Annotated in this window: 1 protein-coding gene; it reads left to right on the top strand. The window is 66.1% G+C overall.

Annotation, left to right across the window (positions count from 1 at the left end; genetic code table 11):
- Window positions 1-107: 107 nt before the first annotated feature.
- Entirely contained in the window at window positions 108-20978 is a 20871-nt protein-coding gene (locus QM615_RS05250) for a non-ribosomal peptide synthase/polyketide synthase (RefSeq protein ID WP_262498284.1), read from the top strand.
- Window positions 20979-21020: the final 42 nt, after the last annotated feature.

The raw sequence follows: 21020 nt of genomic DNA, 5'->3' as shown, positions 1-21020 counted from the left end.
AGCAACTTGTTCGATGTGTTCGGTGCCTGCCGATCGCTGCTCGTGTGGCAGCCGGTGGGGGCGCGTGTGATTGTGGGAAAGAGAGGCTTCGATTGGACCCGCTAGGTGTGGAAGGTGCTGGACACGACGACGGAGTCGGCAGTTCCGAGCATTCGTCGTTCCCACTGTCACCGGCCCAATTGGGAATGTGGTTCGCACAGCACGTGGACCCCTCGGTACCCGCGAACATCGCCCAGTACATCGAACTTCACGGCGACCTCGACGTGGAGCTGCTTCGCCGAGCATCCTCGCAGGCGGCACTCGAACTGCAATCCGGATTCGTGCGCATCGTCGAGGTCGACGCCGAGCCCCGTCAGATCGTCGACCCCACTCTCGACGACTCTCTGAACTACCTCGATCTGCGCGGTGAGGCCGATCCGAGGGCAGCCGCCCTGGCGTGGATGCACGGCGACTACAGCGCGCCGATCGACATTCTCCGCGACCGACTCATCGCGGCAACCGTCCTGCGCCTCGAGGACGACGTGTGGTTCTGGTACGAGCGCGTGCATCACGTGGTGCTCGACGGTTTCGGAGCCGTCACGTTCATGAACCGTGCGGCGGAGCTGTACACCGCAGCGGTGGAGGGCACCGAGCCGAGCAAGAACCTGGCATCGGACCTGACCAAGGTCTACGACATCGACGTGGCATACCGTGATTCGACCCGTTTCGAGGCCGACCGCGAGTACTGGGCGTCACGCATCGACGGCATCGACGGAGTCACCACTCTCGCCGGGCACACGGCTCCGCCCGCAGCGAAGAGCCAGATCGACAGCACAGCTCTGTCCACCGAGACGATGGAACGGCTCGAGGCTCTTCGTGCCGAGACGGACACCACGATGGCAACCATCGTCATCGCCGGCTTCGCCGCCTATCTCGCCCAGATGACCGGACGAGAAGACGTCGTACTGTCGCTGCCGGTCACCGCACGCACCACCGCTGTACTTCGCCGTTCCGGCGGCATGGTCTCCAACGTCGTTCCCCTGCGGCTCGACGTGTCGGGAGACACCACCGTCGAGACGCTCTTCGCGCGCGTCAACGCCGAGGTCTCCGGGGCCCTGCGCCACCAGCGTTACCGGCACGAGGACATCCGGCGCGATGCAGGCTCGGCCAGTGGTCAGGCCTCGTTCTTCGGCCCGTGGGTCAACATCATGCTGTTCTTCGGCGAGGTGCGCCTCGGTTCGATGGTCGGCGGCATCAACATTCTCTCGACCGGCCTCATCGAGGATTTCGGGCTCAATCTCTACACCAGCGTCGCCGGGTCCACCACGCACATCGACTTCGAGTCCAACCCCAATCTGTACGGACCGGAACAAGCCGGCCGGAACCACGAACGCTTCGTCGACTTCTTCGCCCGCTTCGTGGCGTCGGGACCGAAGGACGCGGTATGGGATCTGGCACTGACGAACGGTCTCGAACGCGAGCAGGTCGTGGACCGGTGGAACGACACCGAGCACGAGACCGAACCACGGACTCTGCTCTCTGCATTCGAGGCAGCCGCGGCCGCGAATCCGAACGCAACAGCCCTGGTGTACGAGGGTGAGGCGCTGACCTACGGTGACCTCTCGGCGCGCGTGAACGGCCTCGCTCGCCACCTGATCGACATGGGTGTGGGTCCCGAGACGCTCGTCGGACTGTCGATTCGCCGTTCTTTCGACCTCGTCGTCGGCATGTACGCGATCGTCGCGGCAGGCGGTGCCTGGGTGCCGATCGACCCCGACCACCCCGCGGATCGCACGGCCTACATTCTGGACTCGGCACAGCCGCGGTGCGTGCTGATCTCTTCCCGCGACGACGTGGCGCTGCCCGAGGGAACCGAGACGGTTGCGGTCGATCTCGTCGACTGTGCCGCGAGGTCCACGGCACCCGTTCGGGATGTCGAACGCACTGCGCCACTACGACTTTCGAATACTGCGTACGTGATCTACACCTCCGGTTCCACCGGACGGCCCAAGGGCGTCGCGGTCGAACACGCGGCGATCCACAACCAGATGGAGTGGATGCTCTCGGAGTATCCGATGGACGGCTCCGACGTCTATCTGCAGAAGACGGCCACCACCTTCGACGTCTCGCTCTGGGGATTCTTCCTGCCGCTGCGCGTCGGCGCGACGATGGTGCTCGCCACCCCCGACGGGCATCGAGACTCGGTCTACGTGGCCAACAAGATCGCCGAACATCGGGTCACGATCACCGATTTCGTGCCGTCGATGCTGACGGTGTTCGTGGCCAACGCGCCGATGGGCACCTGCAGTTCGCTGCGCCACGTGTTGGTCATCGGCGAGGCACTGCCGGTCGAGACAGCAGCGTCGTTCCGCGCGCTGTGCTCGGCGGGGCTGCACAATCTCTACGGCCCCACCGAGGCCGCGGTCTCGGTCACCTATCACCCCAGCGGACCGGAGGACACCCGCACCGTTCCGATCGGTGTCCCCGAGTGGAACACCAGGGCCTTCGTTCTCGACGGTCGGCTGCGGCCCACCCCGATCGGCGAATCGGGCGAGCTCTACCTTGCCGGAGTCCAGTTGGCGCGCGGCTACGTGGGCCGACCGGATCTGAGCTCGGATCGCTTCGTCGCCAACCCCTTCGGCACCGGCGGCGAGCGGATGTACCGCACCGGTGACCTCGTGCGCTGGCGTAGCGACGGAGTGCTGGACTACATCGGACGAACCGATTTCCAGGTCAAGTTCCGCGGCCAACGCATCGAGCTCGGTGAGATCGAAACGGTTCTGCTCTCCAACGAATCCATCTCGCAGGCAGTGGTGTTGGTGGTCCAGACGGTCACCGGTGATCAGTTGGTGGCGTATGTGGTCGCCGCTCCCGGACGATCCATCGAGTCGGCCGCGGCGATCGAGTTCGCCGGTCACGCCCTACCGTCGTACATGGTGCCTGCAGCGGTCGTCGTCCTCGACGCCCTGCCGCTGAACACCAGCGGCAAGCTCGACCGAAAAGCGTTGCCCGAACCGGTGTTCAGCAGTGCGAAGAAGTACCGGGCCCCGCAGAGCCGCGCGGAGTACGTCGTCGCGGGCATCTACGAGGATCTGCTCGGAGCCTCCAAGGTCGGTCTGGACGAGGACTTCTTCGAGCTCGGTGGCAACTCTCTGATCGCCACGCAGTTGGTGACGCGAGTCGGCAGCGCTCTCGGTGTGCGCCTCGGTGTCCGTGAGCTGTTCGAGGCTCCCACGGTCGGCGCACTCGCGGCCAGGGCCGAATCGGCGGCCCGGCTCGGGGCGGACACCCCGGTTCTGGAGTCGCGGGAACGGCCCGAGCGTATACCGCTCTCACCTGCGCAACAGCGGATGTGGTTCCTCAACCGCTTCGACCCGACCACCGCGGCGTACAACCTGCCGTTCTCCGTTCGTCTGACCGGTCCGCTGGACGTGGTGGCGCTGTCGGCCGCATTCGCCGACGTCGTCGATCGACACGAAACGCTGCGCACCGTCTACCCCGAAGTGGACGGCTCACCCGAACAGGTCGTGCTCACGGCCGCACGGACTCCGGCGACGATTCTGCCGGTTCGCATCGAACGCGACGAACTGGGTGGCCGGCTGCACGAACTGGTCGCCAAGGGATTCGACGTCACGGTCGACACACCGTTCCGCATCGCACTCTTCGAGATCTCACCGACCGAACACGAACTCGCGATGGTGCTCCACCACATCGCCGCCGACGGTGCGTCGTTCGGCCCGCTGGCGCGGGACGTGCTGGTGGCGTACTCGAGCCGCGTCAAGGGGCGCGCACCCGAGTGGACCCCTCTCGAGGTCCAGTACGCCGACTACGCGTTGTGGCAACGAGCGGTGCTCGGTCCCGAGGCCGATCCACTGTCTCTGGCGTCTCGCGAAATCGCCTACTGGAGCGCGACTCTCGAAGATCTGCCCGATCAACTGGCGCTGCCGTCGAGCAGGCCACGGCCCGCCGTGTCCTCGAATGCGGGCAGCAAGCTCCGGGTCGACGTTCCGGCGCATCTGCATGCCTCGCTGGCGAACCTGGCCCGAGCGAACAACGCCTCGCTGTTCATGGTCATGCAATCCGCGTACGCGCTGCTGCTCGCTCGGCTCAGTGGTACCACCGACATCGCCATCGGTGCGCCCGTGGCCGGTCGGGGAGAACCCGCGCTGGACGACCTGGTCGGCATGTTCGTCAACACGCTCGTACTGCGCACCGAGGTCGATCCGGCGTTGACGTTCGAGGATCTGCTCTCGCGCGTACGTGACACGGATCTGTCCGCGTTCGCGCATGCAGACGTGCCGTTCGAGCGCCTCGTCGAGGTGCTGAACCCGGTTCGCTCGACGTCTCGGCACCCGCTGTTCCAGGTCGCGATCTCACTCGAATCGGCGATGTCTCGCGAACTCACCGTCGGCAGCCTGCGCGCGGAGGCCGCCGAATTCGATGTTCCCATCGCCAAATTCGACATACAGCTGTGGCTGACCGAGCACCTCGACGACGGAGCGCCCGCGGGTATCGATGCGGTGTTCGAGTACGCAACGGATCTGTTCGACGAAGATCTCGTCGAGAGCTTCGCGCGTCGCTTCCTGGCGATTCTGGACGCGGTCACCACGGACGCGACAGTGCCGGTCGGTGACGTCACGATCGTCGACGCCGCGGAGCACCGTGCCGTGGTGTCGCAGTGGAACGTCTCGGGAGACGACGTCTCACGAGAGCTGACCCTGGTGGATCTGCTCGATGCAGCAGCCGCGAATCACCCGGACGCCGTCGCGGTGCGATTCGGTGGCTCGTCGATGACCTATGCGGAGTTCGATGCGCAGTCCAATCGCCTTGCGCGCGTTCTCGTCTCGCACGGCGTCGGCCCCGAAAGCCTGGTCGCCGTAGCACTTCCTCGGTCGGCGGAACTGGTCGTCGCGCTCGTCGCGGTGATCAAGGCCGGCGGTGGATACCTCCCCGTCGACCCGAGCTACCCACTCGACCGGGTCGAGTACATGCTCGACGATGCTCGCCCCACCACCGTTCTGTTGTCCGGCTCGGACCGAGTCGAACTGCCGTCCGACGTCGAATCACGTACCGGCGCAGCGCTGCTCGATATCGACACCGTCGATCTGTCCTCGGTGTCCGACGATCCCGTCACCGACGAGGATCGGACTGCTCCGCTGCGGCCCGACAACGTCGCCTACGTCATCTACACCTCGGGTTCGACGGGCCGTCCCAAGGGCGTGATGGTTCCGCATCGCAACGTCGTTCGGCTGCTCGACAACACCGATTCGGTCTACGGCTTCGGTGCCGACGACGTCTGGACGATGTTCCACTCCTACGCGTTCGACTTCTCGGTGTGGGAGCTGTGGGGCCCGTTGCTGTACGGCGGCACGTTGGTCGTCGTCGACTACTTCACCTCACGGTCGCCGGAGGCATTCCACCGACTGCTCGTCGACGAGCAGGTCACAGTGCTCAACCAGACGCCGTCGGCCTTCTATCAGCTCTCCGAGGCCGATCGCACGACGGCGACCGCGCACGGCGAATTGGTGCTGCGGTACGTGATCTTCGGCGGTGAAGCCCTCGAACAACGACGGCTGACCGGCTGGTTCGAACGGCACGGGCACAGTGCGCCCCAGCTCGTCAACATGTACGGCATCACCGAGACGACCGTCCACGTGTCCTACCGTGCGCTCGATGCCGCGTCCGTCGAGACCAGTGCGTCGGTGGTCGGTAAGCCGATCGCCGGGCTGCGGGTATTCGTACTGGACACTCGCCTGCACCCGGTTCCGGTCGGGGTGCCCGGTGAAATGTACGTCGCCGGTGGACAACTCGCCCGCGGTTACCTCGGTCGCCGCGAACTGACGTCGGTTCGCTTCGTGGCGAACCCGTTCGCGTCGGGAGCCGACGAGGGATCGCTGCTGTACCGAACCGGTGACCTCGCACAGTGGAACGCCGCAGGCGAACTCGAGTACCTCGGACGTTCCGACGACCAGGTCAAGGTTCGCGGATTCCGCATCGAACTGGGTGAGGTCGAGGCGGCGGTGTCCGCGCAGCCGACCGTCACCCAGGCCGCCGTGGTCGTGCGCGAGGACTCGCCCGGTGCAGCTCGACTGGTCGCCTACGTGGTGTCCGCCGCGGTCGAGGGCAGGCCGATCGTCGACATCGAAGACATCAGAACCGGTATCGCAGAGGTACTTCCCGAGTACATGGTGCCGTCGGCTTTCGTCGTGCTCGACGCGATCCCACTGACCGTCAACGGCAAGCTCGATCGCCGGGCACTGCCGGCTCCGGTGTTCGAGGTGCGCGAGTTCCGCGCCCCGACCACACCGATCGAGGAGATCGTCGCGGACGTCTTCGCAGACGTTCTCGGCGTGGAACGCGTGGGTCTCGACGACGACTTCTTCGAGCTCGGCGGTAACTCGCTGATCGCCACGCAGGTGGTCTCGCGCCTGGGAGTCGCTCTCGATGCGACCGTGCCGGTGCGCATGCTGTTCGAGGCATCGACCGTAGCGCTGCTCGCGGTACGGGTGGAGCAGGCCGCAGGGGAGGGCGGCCGCGTCGCGCTCGTCGCAACCGTGCGGCCCGAGCGCATTCCGCTCTCGCTCGCGCAGCAGCGTATGTGGTTCCTCAATCGATTCGACGCCGATTCGACCGCATACAACATTCCGTTCGCACTGAGACTGACCGGCGAACTCGACGTCGCCGCGTTGCAGGTGGCGATCATGGACGTCATCGACCGTCACGAATCGCTGCGCACGGTCTACCCCGACACCGCGGCCGGCCCGCAGCAGACCATCCTCGATGCCGCGCAGACGGTGCCGAACCTGATGCCCGTTCCGACGTCCGCGACCGATATCCAGCGGCAGGTCTTCACGCTCGCGTCGACGACGTTCGACGTGACGGTCAACGTTCCGATTCAGGCTCGCCTCTTCGAGATCGGTCCCCGCGAGCACGTCATCGCCATGGTGGTGCACCACATCTCGGCCGACGGCTGGTCGATGGGTCCACTGGCCCGCGACCTCATGATCGCGTACGCCTCACGCACCGCGTGGGAGAACCCGGCGTGGATGCCGCTCGAGGTGCAGTACGCCGACTACAGCCTGTGGCAGCGTTCGGTTCTCGGCTCCGAGGACGATCCGCAATCGCTGATCTCCGGTCAGGTCGACTACTGGGCCGACATGCTTGCCGGTCTGCCCGACCAGCTGGACCTGCCGACCGATCGGCCGCGCCCGAATCGTCAGTCGTACCAGGGATCGTCGATCCGATTCGAGGTACCGGCCGAGGTCCACCGAGGCCTGTCCTCGCTGGCTCACACGCACAACGCATCGCTGTTCATGGTCGTGCACGCCGCTCTGGCGGTACTGCTCGCTCGCTTGTCCGGCACCGAGGACATCGCGATCGGTACTCCGGTCGCAGGCCGCGGCGACGCAGCCCTGGACGACGTGGTCGGCATGTTCGTCAACACCCTCGTGCTGCGCACCGATATCGAGTCGGGTCGCACGTTCTCGGAGCAGATCGGCCGCGCCCGCGAGGTCGCGCTCGGTGCGTTCGGGCACGCCGATCTGCCGTTCGAGCGCTTGGTCGAGGTGCTGAACCCGTCCCGGTCGCAGGCGCGGCACCCGCTGTTCCAGGTGATGCTCTCGTTCGAGAACCTCACCCGTACGCACGTGGACCTACCCGGACTGTCGGTGGACAGCGTCGCCCTCGATGCCGAGGTGGCGAAGTTCGACCTGCAGCTGACCGTCACCGAGTCCATCGGAGTGGACGGTCGCGGACAGGGCATGGCAGCCGAGTTGACCTACGCGACCGATCTTTTCGACGCCGCGACGGTCCGAGGATTTGCCGAACGTTTCGTGCGGATGCTCACTGCCGTGGTCGCAGATCCCTCGCTGTCGGTGGGAGACATCGACCTTCTCGACGACGGCGAGCGCGAGCGCGTCGTCACGGCGTGGAACCGGACCGAACACGACGTGCCGAAGCAGGTGACGTTGGTCGACCTGTTCGACCGTCAGGTCGACCGGACCCCCGATGCACCGGCTCTGGTGTTCGAGGGGGAGCGGCTGACGTATGCGGAGTTCGCGGCGAGAGCCAATCGTCTTGCGCGACATCTGGTGTCGACCGGTGTCGGGCCCGACACCCTCGTGGGGCTCGCCATCGGACGCAGCCTCGACCTGTTCGTGGGTATGTACGCGATCGTCAAGGCCGGAGCCGGGTACGTTCCGATCGATCCGACGCAGCCGGCCGATCGCAACGAATACATCGTGGCCACGGCCGCACCGGTCCGAGTGCTGTCCACCACGCGAGATCACGTGGAGTTCGCCGGGGTCGCGACGATCGACATCGACACACTCGACGTGTCGGACCTGTCCTCGACGCCGTTGACCGACGCCGACCGTGCAGCCCCGCTGCGGCCCTCGAACATCGCCTACGTGATCTTCACGTCGGGATCGACAGGTCGCCCCAAGGGCGTCGGAGTCTCGCACGAGGCGATCGTCAACCGCCTGCTGTGGATGCAGCACGAGTATCAATTGAACGCCGACGACGTGGTGCTGCAGAAGACTCCGTCGACCTTCGACGTCTCGGTGTGGGAGTTCTTCTGGGCTCTGCAGAACGGCGCATCGGTCGCCATCGCTGTTCCGGACGGTCACCGCGATGCGATGTATCTGCTCGACGTCATTGCGCGCGAACATGTCTCGGTGGTGCACTTCGTACCGTCGATGATGTCCGTCTTCGTCCCCGAGGTGGAGCGACGCCGAGCATCGGGTGCCACACTGCGGCTGGTGTTCGCATCCGGCGAGGCACTGGCTCCCACCACGGCTCGTGCACTGCGCCGAGCGGTGAAGGGAGTCGAGCTGCACAACCTGTACGGTCCGACGGAGGCTGCCGTCGACGTCACCTATCACGCTGTCACGGACGAGGATTCGGACGTGATGCCGATCGGTGCGCCGGTGTGGAACACCGCCGTGTACGTGCTCGACTCGCGACTGAATCCCACTCCCGTCGGTGTCGCAGGTGAGCTCTACCTCGCAGGTACACAGCTGGCTCGCGGCTACGTGAGCCGCCCCGACCTGACCGCGGATCGCTTCGTGGCGCATCCGTTCGCAACGGGCGGGCAGCGCCTCTATCGGACCGGTGACGTCGTGCGGTGGAACCGTGACGGCGAGCTGGAGTACGTGGGTCGTTCGGATTTCCAGGTGAAGCTGCGCGGCCTGCGCATCGAACTCGGCGAGATCGAATCCGCATTGCTGGCACAACGCTCCATCTCTCAGGCAGTCGTCGTGGTCCGCAACGACCAACTCGTCGGGTACGTCGTACCGTCCGGTGCCTCGGTGGAGACCGGAGCCGTCCTCGGTGCCCTGCGCTCTCGACTCGCGGAGTACATGGTGCCGTCGACGCTGATCGTGCTCGAGGAGTTTCCGCTCGGTGCCAGCGGAAAGCTCGACCGCAAGGCTCTGCCCGATCCCGCTTTCGAGGTGACCGAGTACCGGGAACCGACCAACGACATCGAACGCACCGTTGCGGAGGTCTTCGCCCAGGTCCTCGGAGTCGAGCGCGTCGGTCTCGACGACGACTTCTTCGAGCTCGGCGGAAACTCCCTCATCGCAACACAACTGGTGTCACGACTGGGCGTCGCCATGGACACTCGAATTGCGGTTCGAGAGCTGTTCGACACCTCCACGGTGGCCGATCTGGCCGCGCGGTTGGGCACACTGGTCGCCACCGGAAGCCGTCCGCCGCTGGTGCCTCAGCAACGGCCGCAACACATTCCGTTGTCGCTCGCGCAGCAGCGGATGTGGTTCCTGAACAAGTTCGACGTCGAATCCGCAGCCAACAACATCCCGATCGCCGTGCGACTGTCCGGTCTGCTGGACCGTCGCGCAATGCAGATCGCGGTCGCGGACGTCGTGGCTCGGCAGGAGTCCCTGCGCACGGTGTTCCCGGAGACCGACGGAACCGCACATCAGGTGATCGTCGACGCAGCCACGGCCACACCGGATCTGACGCCCGTCGACATCGCCGCGCACGAGGTCGCGGATGCGTTGCGTGAACTGGCGACCACCGGATTCGACCTGTCGAAGGACCTGCCCTTCCGAACCAGGCTCTTCGAGGTCAGCCCCACCGAGCACCTGCTGGTGTTCGTCGTCCACCACATCGCGGCCGACGGGTTCTCGCTGGGCCCGCTCACCCGAGACGTGATGAACGCGTACGCGGCTCGCTCGCTGAACCAGGAGCCCTTCTGGTCTCCGCTGCCGGTCGACTACGCCGATTACAGCCTCTGGCAGCGCGAAGTACTCGGTTCCGAGGACGACCCGCAGTCGGTCGTCTCGCAGCAGATCGACTACTGGACAGCCACTCTGGCGGGCCTACCGGATCAGCTCGACGTGCCGTCCGACCGACCGAGGCCTGTCGTGGCGTCGAACCGTGGCGCGCTCGTACGCTTCTCCATCGACGAAGATCTGCACCGCGCGCTGATCGATGCCGCCAGAGCAGAGAACGCCTCGCTGTTCATGGTGGTGCACACCTCGTTGGCCGTACTGCTGTCGCGGTTGTCCGGCGAGGCCGACATCGCGATCGGCACCCCGGTCGCCGGTCGCGGTGAGGCCGCCCTCGACGACTTGATCGGCATGTTCGTCAACACGCTGGTGTTGCGCACCGAGATCGACACGTCGCGGCGATTCGACCAGGTTCTCGCCGACACCCGCGAGACCGACCTGTCGGCTCTGGCTCACGTGGACGTACCTTTCGAGCGGCTGGTCGAAATTCTCAACCCCGCCCGATCCACGGCTCGGCATCCCCTCGTGCAGGTGGTACTCGCGTTCCAGAACCTGGGACAGAAGGATCTCGAACTGCCTGGACTGTCGGTCTCGGGTGTCGATTTCGAGACGCTGGTCGCGCTGTTCGATCTGCAGTTCACGTTCGTGGAGTCGATCGGACCGAGCGGTGCTCCGCAGGGCATGACCGTCGACGTCACCTACGCCACCGATCTCTTCGACGAAGCCACGGTCGTCACGCTGGGCGATCGGTTGATCACGGTTCTCGAAGCCGTCGCCGACAACCTCTCGACCGTGGTCGGGGACATCGAGCTGCTCGAGCCCGTCGAACGCAGCCGGGTACTGGTCGAGTGGAACGACACCGCGCACGAGCTCGACCGGGCACAGACGTTGGCCTCACTTGCCGGACAGGTCGACTCGACCTCCGCCGCACTGGTTTTCGAGGGCGACACGCTCGGCTACGGCGAATTCCAGGAACGGGTCTCCCGTCTGGCGCGGTTCCTGATCGCCCGCGGTGTCGGACCCGAGAGCGCGGTAGGCATCGCTGCCCGTCGCTCGGTGGAACTCCTCGTCGGCATTCACGCGATCATCGCCGCCGGCGGTGCGTACGTACCGATCGATCCGGACCAGCCGACCGAGCGGATCGCACACATTCTCGGAACCGCGGAACCGGTCTGCGTGCTGACCACCTCACGTGACGCGGTGGAAGCCGACGGCTACGAGGTGCTCGATATCGACACCCTCGATCTGTCCGGCTTCTCCGATGCGCCGATCACCGACGCGGACCGAATCGGTGCGCTGGCACCGTCCAACACCGCCTACGTCATCTTCACCTCGGGTTCGACCGGGCAGCCCAAGGGCGTGGCCGTCTCACACGAGGCGATCGTCAACCGCCTGCTGTGGATGCAGTCGGAGTACGAGCTGAGTCCCGACGACGTGGTGCTGCAGAAGACCCCCGTCACGTTCGACGTGTCGGTGTGGGAACTGTTCTGGCCGTTGCAGATCGGCGCTACGTTGGTCATCGCGAAGCCCGACGGCCATCGCGACCCTCAGTACCTGCTCGAGACGATCGAGGCACAGTCGGTCACCACAGCGCACTTCGTACCGTCGTTGCTCGAGGTCTTCGTGTCCGTCGTGGCGGCTGCGCCGTCTCCTGCGGCCGGCTCTCTGCGGACGCTGTTCGCATCAGGAGAGGCGCTGCCCGCCGAGGTCGGCGATCGGCTCCGTCGCGTCCTGCCGGGCGTGGCTCTGCACAACCTCTACGGTCCCACCGAGGCGGCCGTCGACGTCACCTACCACGCAGTGACGGAGGCGGACGTCGACCTCGTCCCGATCGGTGTCCCCGTGTGGAACACCAGAACGTATGTCCTCGACGCTCGACTGTCTCCGGTCGCACCTGGGGTTGCCGGCGAGCTGTACCTCGCCGGAGTTCAACTGGCCCGCGGATATCTCGGACGAACGGACCTGACGGCCGATCGATTCCTTCCCGACCCGTTCGGAGAACCGGGCTCGCGCATGTACCGCACCGGTGACCTGGTGCGCTGGCGTGCGGCGTCCCCCGGTTCAGGACGGTTGGAGTACCTGGGCCGCACCGACTTCCAGGTCAAGCTTCGAGGACTGCGCATCGAACTCGGCGAGATCGAGACCGTGCTGCGCAAGCATCCGTCCGTGGAATCCGCCGTCGTACTGGTTCGGCAGACCGTTGCCGCGGGCGATCAGCTGGTCGCCTACGTCGTACCCACGGTCGGCGGGACCGTCGACGTCGCCGAACTGGCGGAGTTCGCGTCACGTTCGCTCGCGAGCTACATGGTCCCGGCCGCGACCGTCGTGCTCGACGCGCTGCCACTGACGCCCAACGGCAAGCTCGATCGTCGCGCTCTGCCGGAGCCGAACATCGAGCAGCGCGTGTTCCGTGCACCGACAACCACGTCGGAAACCGTTGTGGCCGAAGTCTTCCGCGATGTTCTCGGCATCGATGTGGTCGGTGCCGACGATGAGTTCTTCGCGCTCGGCGGCAACTCCCTCGTGGCCACGAGAGTGGCGTCTAGAATCGGCGCTGCACTCGACACCACGGTGACCGTGCGGACGATATTCGAGGCATCGACCGTGTCCGCCCTGGCGGCCAGACTCGACGAGCTCTCGGGTTCGGGCCGTCGAATTCCGCTGGTGCGCACCGACCTGCCGGATCTGGTACCGCTCTCGCTCGCGCAGCGCCGGATGTGGTTCCTCAACCGGTTCGACCCGGAGTCCGCGACGGAGAACCTCCCCGTCGCCATCGAGCTCAGTGGCGATCTCGACATCCCCGCTCTGCGCGCAGCAGTGGCCGACGTGATCGAGCGGCACGAGTCGCTGCGAACGGTCTACCCGGAGGTCGACGGCGTCGCCTCCCAGGTGATCGTTCCGGCGGAGCGGGTGGTTCCGGATCTGGTACCGACAGCGACCACCACGGCCGAACTGCCGTCGGCGCTGGCGGCGCTGGCCATGGGCGGGTTCGACGTCACCGCGGAGCCGCCGTTGCGTGCTGCGCTGTTCGAGCTGGGCTCGGACCGCCACGTTCTGGCGTTCGTCACCCACCACATCGCTGCAGACGGCTTCTCGATCGGCCCCATGACTCGGGATCTGATGGTCGCGTACGCGGCCCGGAGCGCGGGGACCGAGCCCGGTTGGGCTCCGCTCGCCGTCCGCTACGTCGACTACACCCTCTGGCAGCAGGCCGTTCTGGGTTCCGAGGACGATCCGTCGTCACCGGTCTCGAACCAGATTCGGCACTGGACGAGGGCATTGGCGTCGCTGCCGGACGAGGTCACCTTCCCCGGCGATCGCGTCCGCCCGGACAGGTCGTCGTATCGCGGCGGCAACATCACGCTGGCCCTCGACGCAGCCACGCACGGACGCCTCGGCGACGTGGCCCGCGCCAACCAGAGCTCGCTGTTCATGGTGTTGCACTCCTCGCTCGCCGTGCTGTTGGCCCGGCTGTCCGGTGAGACCGACATCGCGATCGGTACTCCGGTCGCAGGACGCGGTGAGGCCGCGCTCGACGACGTCATCGGAATGTTCGTCAACACGCTGGTACTGCGGACCGATATCGATCACGGCGGCGCCTTCACCGGGCTGCTGGCTCGGGCACGCGAGACCGACCTGTCGGCGTTCGCCCACGCCGAGGTGCCGTTCGAGCGGCTCGTCGAGGTACTCGACCCACCGCGGTCGGCGGCTCGGCACCCGCTCGTCCAGGTGATGCTCACCGTGCAGAACATGGAGCAGACCGAGCTCGAACTCCCCGGCCTGAGCGTGCGCGGAGTCGATCTCGACGTCGAGACGGCCAAGTTCGACGTTCAGTTCACGTTCACCGAGAACCACGTCGACGGCGGCATGACCGTCGACGTCACCTTCGCTCGCGATCTCTACGACGACAGCACAGCGCGTGTCATCGGGGAACGTCTGGTCCGCGTCCTCGAATCCGTGGCAAGCGATCCGAGTCAGCGAATCGGCGACGTCCCCGTCATGGACGAAGCCGAACGCGGCCGTGTTCTCGCACTCGCGCAGGACGCGCCTGCCGTTGCCGATTCGCTCGACACGATCGTCGATCTCTTCGCCGCTCGGGTGGCCGAGGACCCGGACGCTCCCGCAGTGGTGTTCGAGGGTGCCTCCACGAGTTACCGAGAGATCGACGAGTCCTCGACGGCACTGGCGAGAATTCTCGCCGGCCAGGGGGTCGGGCCGGAGTCGCTGGTGGCCGTCGTGCTGCCGCGTACCGCCGATCTCGTCGTCGCACTGCTCGCGGTGCTCAAAGCCGGCGGTGCCTACGTTCCGATCGATCCGTCCTACCCGGCCGACCGTATCGAGTTCGTACTCACCGATTCTCGTCCGGTGGCCGTCCTGACGTGGACCGGTGTGGACGTGGAGCTACCCGCCGCGCTTCCTAGGATCGATATCGACACCGCCTCGATCGCGGGCGACGTGTCGGTGGCCGATCCGATTCCGGCGACCGCGGCTGCGACGGCGTACGTGATCTACACCTCGGGCTCGACGGGCAAGCCCAAGGGCGTACTCGTTCCGCATCGGAACGTCGTACGGCTGTTGGCGAACACCGAGCGGCACTTCGAGTTCGGTCGAGGCGACGTGTGGACGCTGTTCCACTCGTTCGCGTTCGACTTCTCGGTGTGGGAACTGTGGGGCCCGCTCACCACCGGCGGCAGCGTCGTCGTGGTCGACTACTTCACCTCCAGGTCGCCGGAAGCGTTGCGAGAGCTGCTCGTTCGTGAGCGTGTCACCGTTCTCAATCAGACTCCGTCGGCGTTCTACCAGCTCGATCAGGTCGATCGGACCGCAGGCTCGACAGGCGACTATTCGTTGCGGTACATCGTGTTCGGTGGCGAGGCGCTGGAACTGCGACGACTGGCCGGTTGGTTCGATCGTCACGGCGACGAATCCCCGCAACTGGTCAACATGTACGGCATCACCGAAACCACCGTCCACGTCTCGCACCGCGTCGTGGACGCGCAGTCCGCAGCGCAGGCTTCGGGATCTCTGGTGGGACGCGCCATCTCGGGGCTCTCGGTGTACGTACTGGATTCGCGACTGTCGCTGGTGCCAGCAGGCGTGCCGGGGGAGATGTACGTCTCCGGTGGTCAGGTCGCGCGCGGGTATCTCGGTCGGCCCGGACTGAGCGCGACGAGGTTCGTCGCCGATCCTTTCGCAGGCGACGGATCGGTCCTGTACCGCACCGGCGACGTGGCACGGTGGTCGACCGACGGCGAACTCGAATTCGTCGGTCGCGCCGACGATCAGGTCAAGATCCGCGGTTTCCGAATCGAGCTGGGCGAGGTCGAATCCGCCGTCGCGTCCGCTCCTACCGTCGGGCAGGCCGCGGTGATCGTGCGCGAAGACACTCCCGGTGCCGCACGCCTGGTTGCCTACGTCGTGCCCGCGGCCGAGTCGACCGTCGACATCGACGTCGTCAGGACAGCGATCGGGGAGCACCTTCCCGAGTACATGGTGCCCTCGGCGTTCGTGGTCCTCGACGCGATTCCGTTGACCGGCAACGGAAAACTGGACCGACGAGCGCTGCCCGAGCCGGCCGCGCGCACACGTGAGTTCCGACCACCGACCACTCCGGTGGAGGAAATGGTCGCCGACGTGTTCGCCGAGGTTCTCGGAGTGGAGCGTGTCGGTCTCGACGACGACTTCTTCGAGCTCGGCGGCAATTCGCTGGTGGCAACGCAGGTGGTGTCCAGGCTGGGAGCCGCAGCGGACACCACTGTCCCCGTCCGCGCACTGTTCGAGGCCCCGACCGTCGCGGCTCTGGCAACGCGGGTCGAGCAAGGTTCTGGCGCAGGCGCGCGTCCGGCACTGGTGGCATCGACGCGACCGAGCCGAGTGCCGCTCTCGCTCGCGCAGCAGCGGATGTGGTTCCTCAACCGCTTCGATTCCGAGTCCACGGCGTACAACATCCCGTTCGCGCTTCGGCTCAGCGGGCGTCTCGACGTCGACTCGCTGCAGCGTGCCGTCTCCGACGTGATCGAACGTCACGAGACTCTGCGATCGGTCTATCCGGATTCACCCGAAGGCCCGCATCAAGTGATCGTGCCGATGTCCCAGGTGCCCACCACTCTCGAGGTGATCGACACCGACGCGGAGTCGGTGACCGCGCGGGTTCTGGAGCTCCTGTCGGCGACGTTCGACGTCACCACCCAGGTTCCGCTGAAGACCGCACTCTTCCGAGTCTCGAACACCGAATTCGTACTCGGCATGGTCATCCACCACATCAGCGCCGACGGTCTGTCGGTGATGCCGTTGTCCACCGACGTCATGACCGCATACGCCGCGCGCACCCGTGGTTCCGATCCGGCGTGGGCACCGTTGCCGGTGCAGTACGCCGACTACGCGCTGTGGCAACGCCAGGTTCTCGGATCCGAGGAGGACTCGGAATCGATTGCTGCGCAGCAGATTCGGTACTGGGAAAGCGCTCTGGCCGAGCTGCCCGAGCAGATCGAACTACCGCTCGATCGTCCGCGACCCGCCGAGCAGACCTTCCGGGGCAGCCGCGTCGACTTCCGGATCGACGCAGCCGCGCACGCTCGACTGACCGAACTGGCACGCGCACGCAACGCGACGGTGTTCATGGCCGTGCACGCGGCGTTCGCCGTGCTGCTCTCGCGCATGTCGGGATCGTCGGACATCGTCGTCGGGACTCCGATCGCGGGTCGCGGCGAAGCGGAGATCGAGAACCTCGTCGGGATGTTCGTGAACACGTTGGTGCTGCGGCTCGACGTGGCGGGCGGTGCGAGCTTCGAGGACCTCCTCGACGCGGCTCGGGAAACCGATCTGCAGGCTTTCGCCAACTCCGACATACCGTTCGAGCGGCTCGTCGAGGTCGTCAACCCCACCCGGTCGACGGCGCGTCACCCGCTGTTCCAGGTCGGCTTCTCGTTCCAGAACTTCGCGCGCCGAGAATTCGAGCTCGACGGACTGGATATCTCGGCCCTGGACACCGAGACCGGAACGTCGCAGTTCGACCTGCATCTGATCGTCTCCGACGCATCGAGCGGCGACGAGGCGTCGGGCGGGGCCGATGCGTTGTTGACCTACGCGACCGACCTGTTCGACGAGCGCACCGCGCGTTCGCTCGTAGCCCGGTTCGAGGCCGTGCTCGACGCTGTCACAGCGGCGCCGGCGACCCCGATCGGCGATCTCGATCTGTTCCTCGACGGTGAGCTGCCCGCCATCGTCGAGGAATGGAACGACACCGACCGTGAGTTCGATTCGGCATATGGCACCACGCTCGCCGATCTGTTCGCGGGCTCGGCAGCGCGCAACGGTGACGCCGTTGCACTCGTGCACGACGACGGCACGCTGACGTACGGCGAGTTCTCCGAGCGGGTGTCGCGTCTGGCCCGTCATCTGATCGGTCTGGGTGTCGGACCCGAAGTGCCGGTGGGGCTTGCCATTCGGCGTTCGGTGGATCTACTGGTCGGCATGTACGCCGTCTCCGTGGCCGGAGGCGCCTACGTCCCGATCGATCCGGATCAGCCGGCCGAGCGCAACGCGCTGGTGTTGGAGACCGCAGCTCCGCTGTGCGTACTGACATCCGGTGCTGTCGGCCCGGAGATCTCCTCTGCAGCAACGGTCGTCGATCTGGCGCAACTCGATCTCGAGGGCTACTCGTCCGCGCCGGTCGAGACCTCCGAGCGCTGCGGTGAACTCTCCGCCGACACCACGGCCTACGTCATCTTCACGTCCGGCTCCACCGGCCGGCCCAAGGGCGTGGCGGTCTCGCACGGCGCAGTGGTGAACCAGTTGAACTGGCTGCGCGCGGAGTACCGCCTCGACGAGACCGATGCGTCTCTGCTCAAGACCGCAGCGACGTTCGACCTGTCGGTGTGGGAGTTCTGGTCGCAACTGACCTCGGGTGGGCGACTCGTCATCGCGAACCCGGAGGGTCATCGCGATCCCGACTACCTGCTCACGCTGATCCGTCGGCACGCGGTGACGACGTTGCATCTGGTGCCGTCGATGTTGTCGATGCTCGGCACCGTTGCCGCGGGCGATCTGTCACCCGATCTGCGACGTGTCCTGGCCATCGGTGAAGCACTACCCGCAGCGGTGGCACAGGACTTCCGGCGGCACAACGGTTCCGCCGAGCTGTTCAACCTCTACGGTCCGACCGAGGCTGCGGTGTCGGTGACCTCGCATCCGGTCACCGATGCCGACACCGTCACCGTGCCGATCGGCGTGCCCGAGGCCAACACCGCCGTGTTCGTGCTGGACTCGCGCCTTCATCCGGTTCCTGCCGGAGTCACGGGAGAGCTGTATCTCGCCGGTGCACAGCTGGCGCGAGGATATTTCGGGCGTGCGGACCTCACCGCCGAACGGTTCGTGGCGAATCCGTTCGACGCGAACGGAATGCGGATGTATCGCACGGGCGACCTCGTGCGCTGGCGGGTTCCGGTCGTCGACGGCGCACCCGCGGCGGCCCGCCTCGAATACATCGAGCGTGCCGATTTCCAGGTCAAGATTCGCGGCTTCCGCATCGAGCTCGGTGAGATCGAGGCAGCCCTGCGCACACAGGCGACGGTGGCCGACACCGCCGTCGTGGTGCACACCGGCGAATCGATGGGGGACCAGCTGGTCGCCTACGTCGTCGGTACGTCCGGAGCAGTACTCGACGTGGCGAGTGTCGAAGCCGAACTCGCCCGCGCCGTGCCGTCGTACATGGTTCCGGCAGCGTTCGTCGTCCTCGATGCCCTTCCGCTCAACGCCAACGGCAAACTGGATCGACGGGCACTTCCGGCACCGCAGTTCGAGGTTGCCGAGTTCCGCGCTCCGGTCACTCCGGTCGAAGAGATCGTCGCGGCCACCGTGGCGGAACTGCTCGGTCTGGACCGTGCCGGACTCGACGACGATTTCTTCGCGCTCGGCGGAAACTCATTGGTCGCAACGCAATTGGTCTCGCGGCTGGGACAGGCTCTCGACGCCCAGATTCCGGTGCGAGCAGTGTTCGCGGCGTCCACCGTCGCAGGCCTGGCCGCCCACATCGCCCCGCTCGTCGGCGGCGGTGCGCGCCGAGAACTGACCGTTCGTGAGCGACCCGATCTGCTTCCACTCTCGATCGCTCAGGAAAGAATGTGGACGATCAACCGGATCGACCCCGGTTCCTCGGCGTACAACATTCCTGTCGCGGTCCGGCTGACCGGCGCACTCGACGTCGACTCCCTGCGTGGGGCATTCGACGACGTTCTGGGGCGCCACGAAATTCTGCGCACGGCGTACCCCGATTCTGTGGACGGGCCGGTGCAGCAGATCGTTTCCGTCGCCGAGGTAGGGGTCGATCTGACGCCCGAGCGGGTGGAACCGGATGCAGTGATCTCCCGCCTGACCGAGACCCTCGGTGCCGGGTTCGACGTCACGAAGTCGGTTCCGGTGCGCGCTGCGTTGCTGCAGGTCGCCGACAACGAGCACGTGCTCGCCGTGGTGGCACACCACATCGCTGCCGACGGTTTCTCGATGGGTCCGCTGATCCGCGACGTCATGGTGGCCTACACCGCTCGGGTTGCGGGGGAGATGCCGGCATGGACTCCGTTGCCGGTCCAGTACGCCGACTTCGCGCTGTGGCAGCGTGACGTGCTCGGCAGCGAGAACGATCCCGAGAGTCCACTCGCGAAACAACTGGCGTATTGGACGACCGAGTTGGCAGGTGCGCCGGAACAGTTGGCGCTCCCGCTGGATCGGCCGCGACCGCCTCGGCCGACGATGCAGGGTGCCTCGTACGAGTTCTCGTTCGGCACCGACATCGCATCGGCGATCGAGAAGATCGCTCGCGAACACTCGGCGACGACGTTCATGGTGGTGCACTGTGCCTTCGCCGTGCTGCTCTCGAGGCTGAGCAACTCCTCCGACATCAGCATCGGTACACCCACTGCCGGTCGCGGTGAACAGCAACTCGACGAGCTCGTCGGCATGTTCGTCAACACGCTCGTGCTGCGAACTCGACTCGATCAGAGCGGCACGTTCGTCGAGCTGCTGCAGCAGGCCAAGGACAAGGATCTGGCAGCGTTCGGCCACGCCGACGTCCCGTTCGAGCGGCTCGTCGACGCGCTGGGCCGGGCGCGGTCGAGTGCCTACACTCCGCTGTTCCAGGCGATGCTGACGTTCCAGAACCACGTGACCGGATCGTTCGAGTTGCCGGGTCTGCAGGTGCAGGCCTTGCCCGCGGGCGACGACCAGGCCAAGTTCGATCTGCAGCTGACCGCCGTCGAACGATTCGACGACACCGGTGCACTGCGCGACATCGAGGCGACGTTCACCTACGCGACGGCGATCCTCGACGAGTCGTCGATCGCGACGTTCGCAGATCGGCTGCTGCGGATTCTGAACGCCGTGGTCTCGGATCCTGATGTGGTGCTGCGGTCCATCGACATCCTCTCCGACGAGGAGAAGGCGGAGTTCGCACCGCGAACCAAGCCCAAGACGGTGGACGATCTGCCCGATCTCGTTGCCCGCGCAGCGGCCGTCGCACCCGATGCGGTGGCACTCGAACACGAGTCGACGACGGTCGATTTCGCTGCTCTGCACGCCAAACTGGCTCAGATGTCGGCAACGATGGGCTCGGCGATGAAGCCGCAGGCTCTGGTGACGGTCACTCTGTCGGCACTGGTTCCGGGGATCTTGCCCGCCCTCGGTGCGGAGGGGCTGAACACCGCTCTGGCATCGTTGATCGAACGGGCGGAGTCGGTGATCGCGTCGTCGTGACGAATGCCGAGCTCGCCGGTTGTGCACGTGGATCGATCAGGA

Source organism: Rhodococcus sp. IEGM 1341, assembly GCF_030056895.1.
Taxonomy (GTDB): domain Bacteria; phylum Actinomycetota; class Actinomycetes; order Mycobacteriales; family Mycobacteriaceae; genus Rhodococcoides.
Note: the sequence above shows the minus strand (reverse complement) of the source record. Positions and strands in the feature narration are given on the sequence as shown.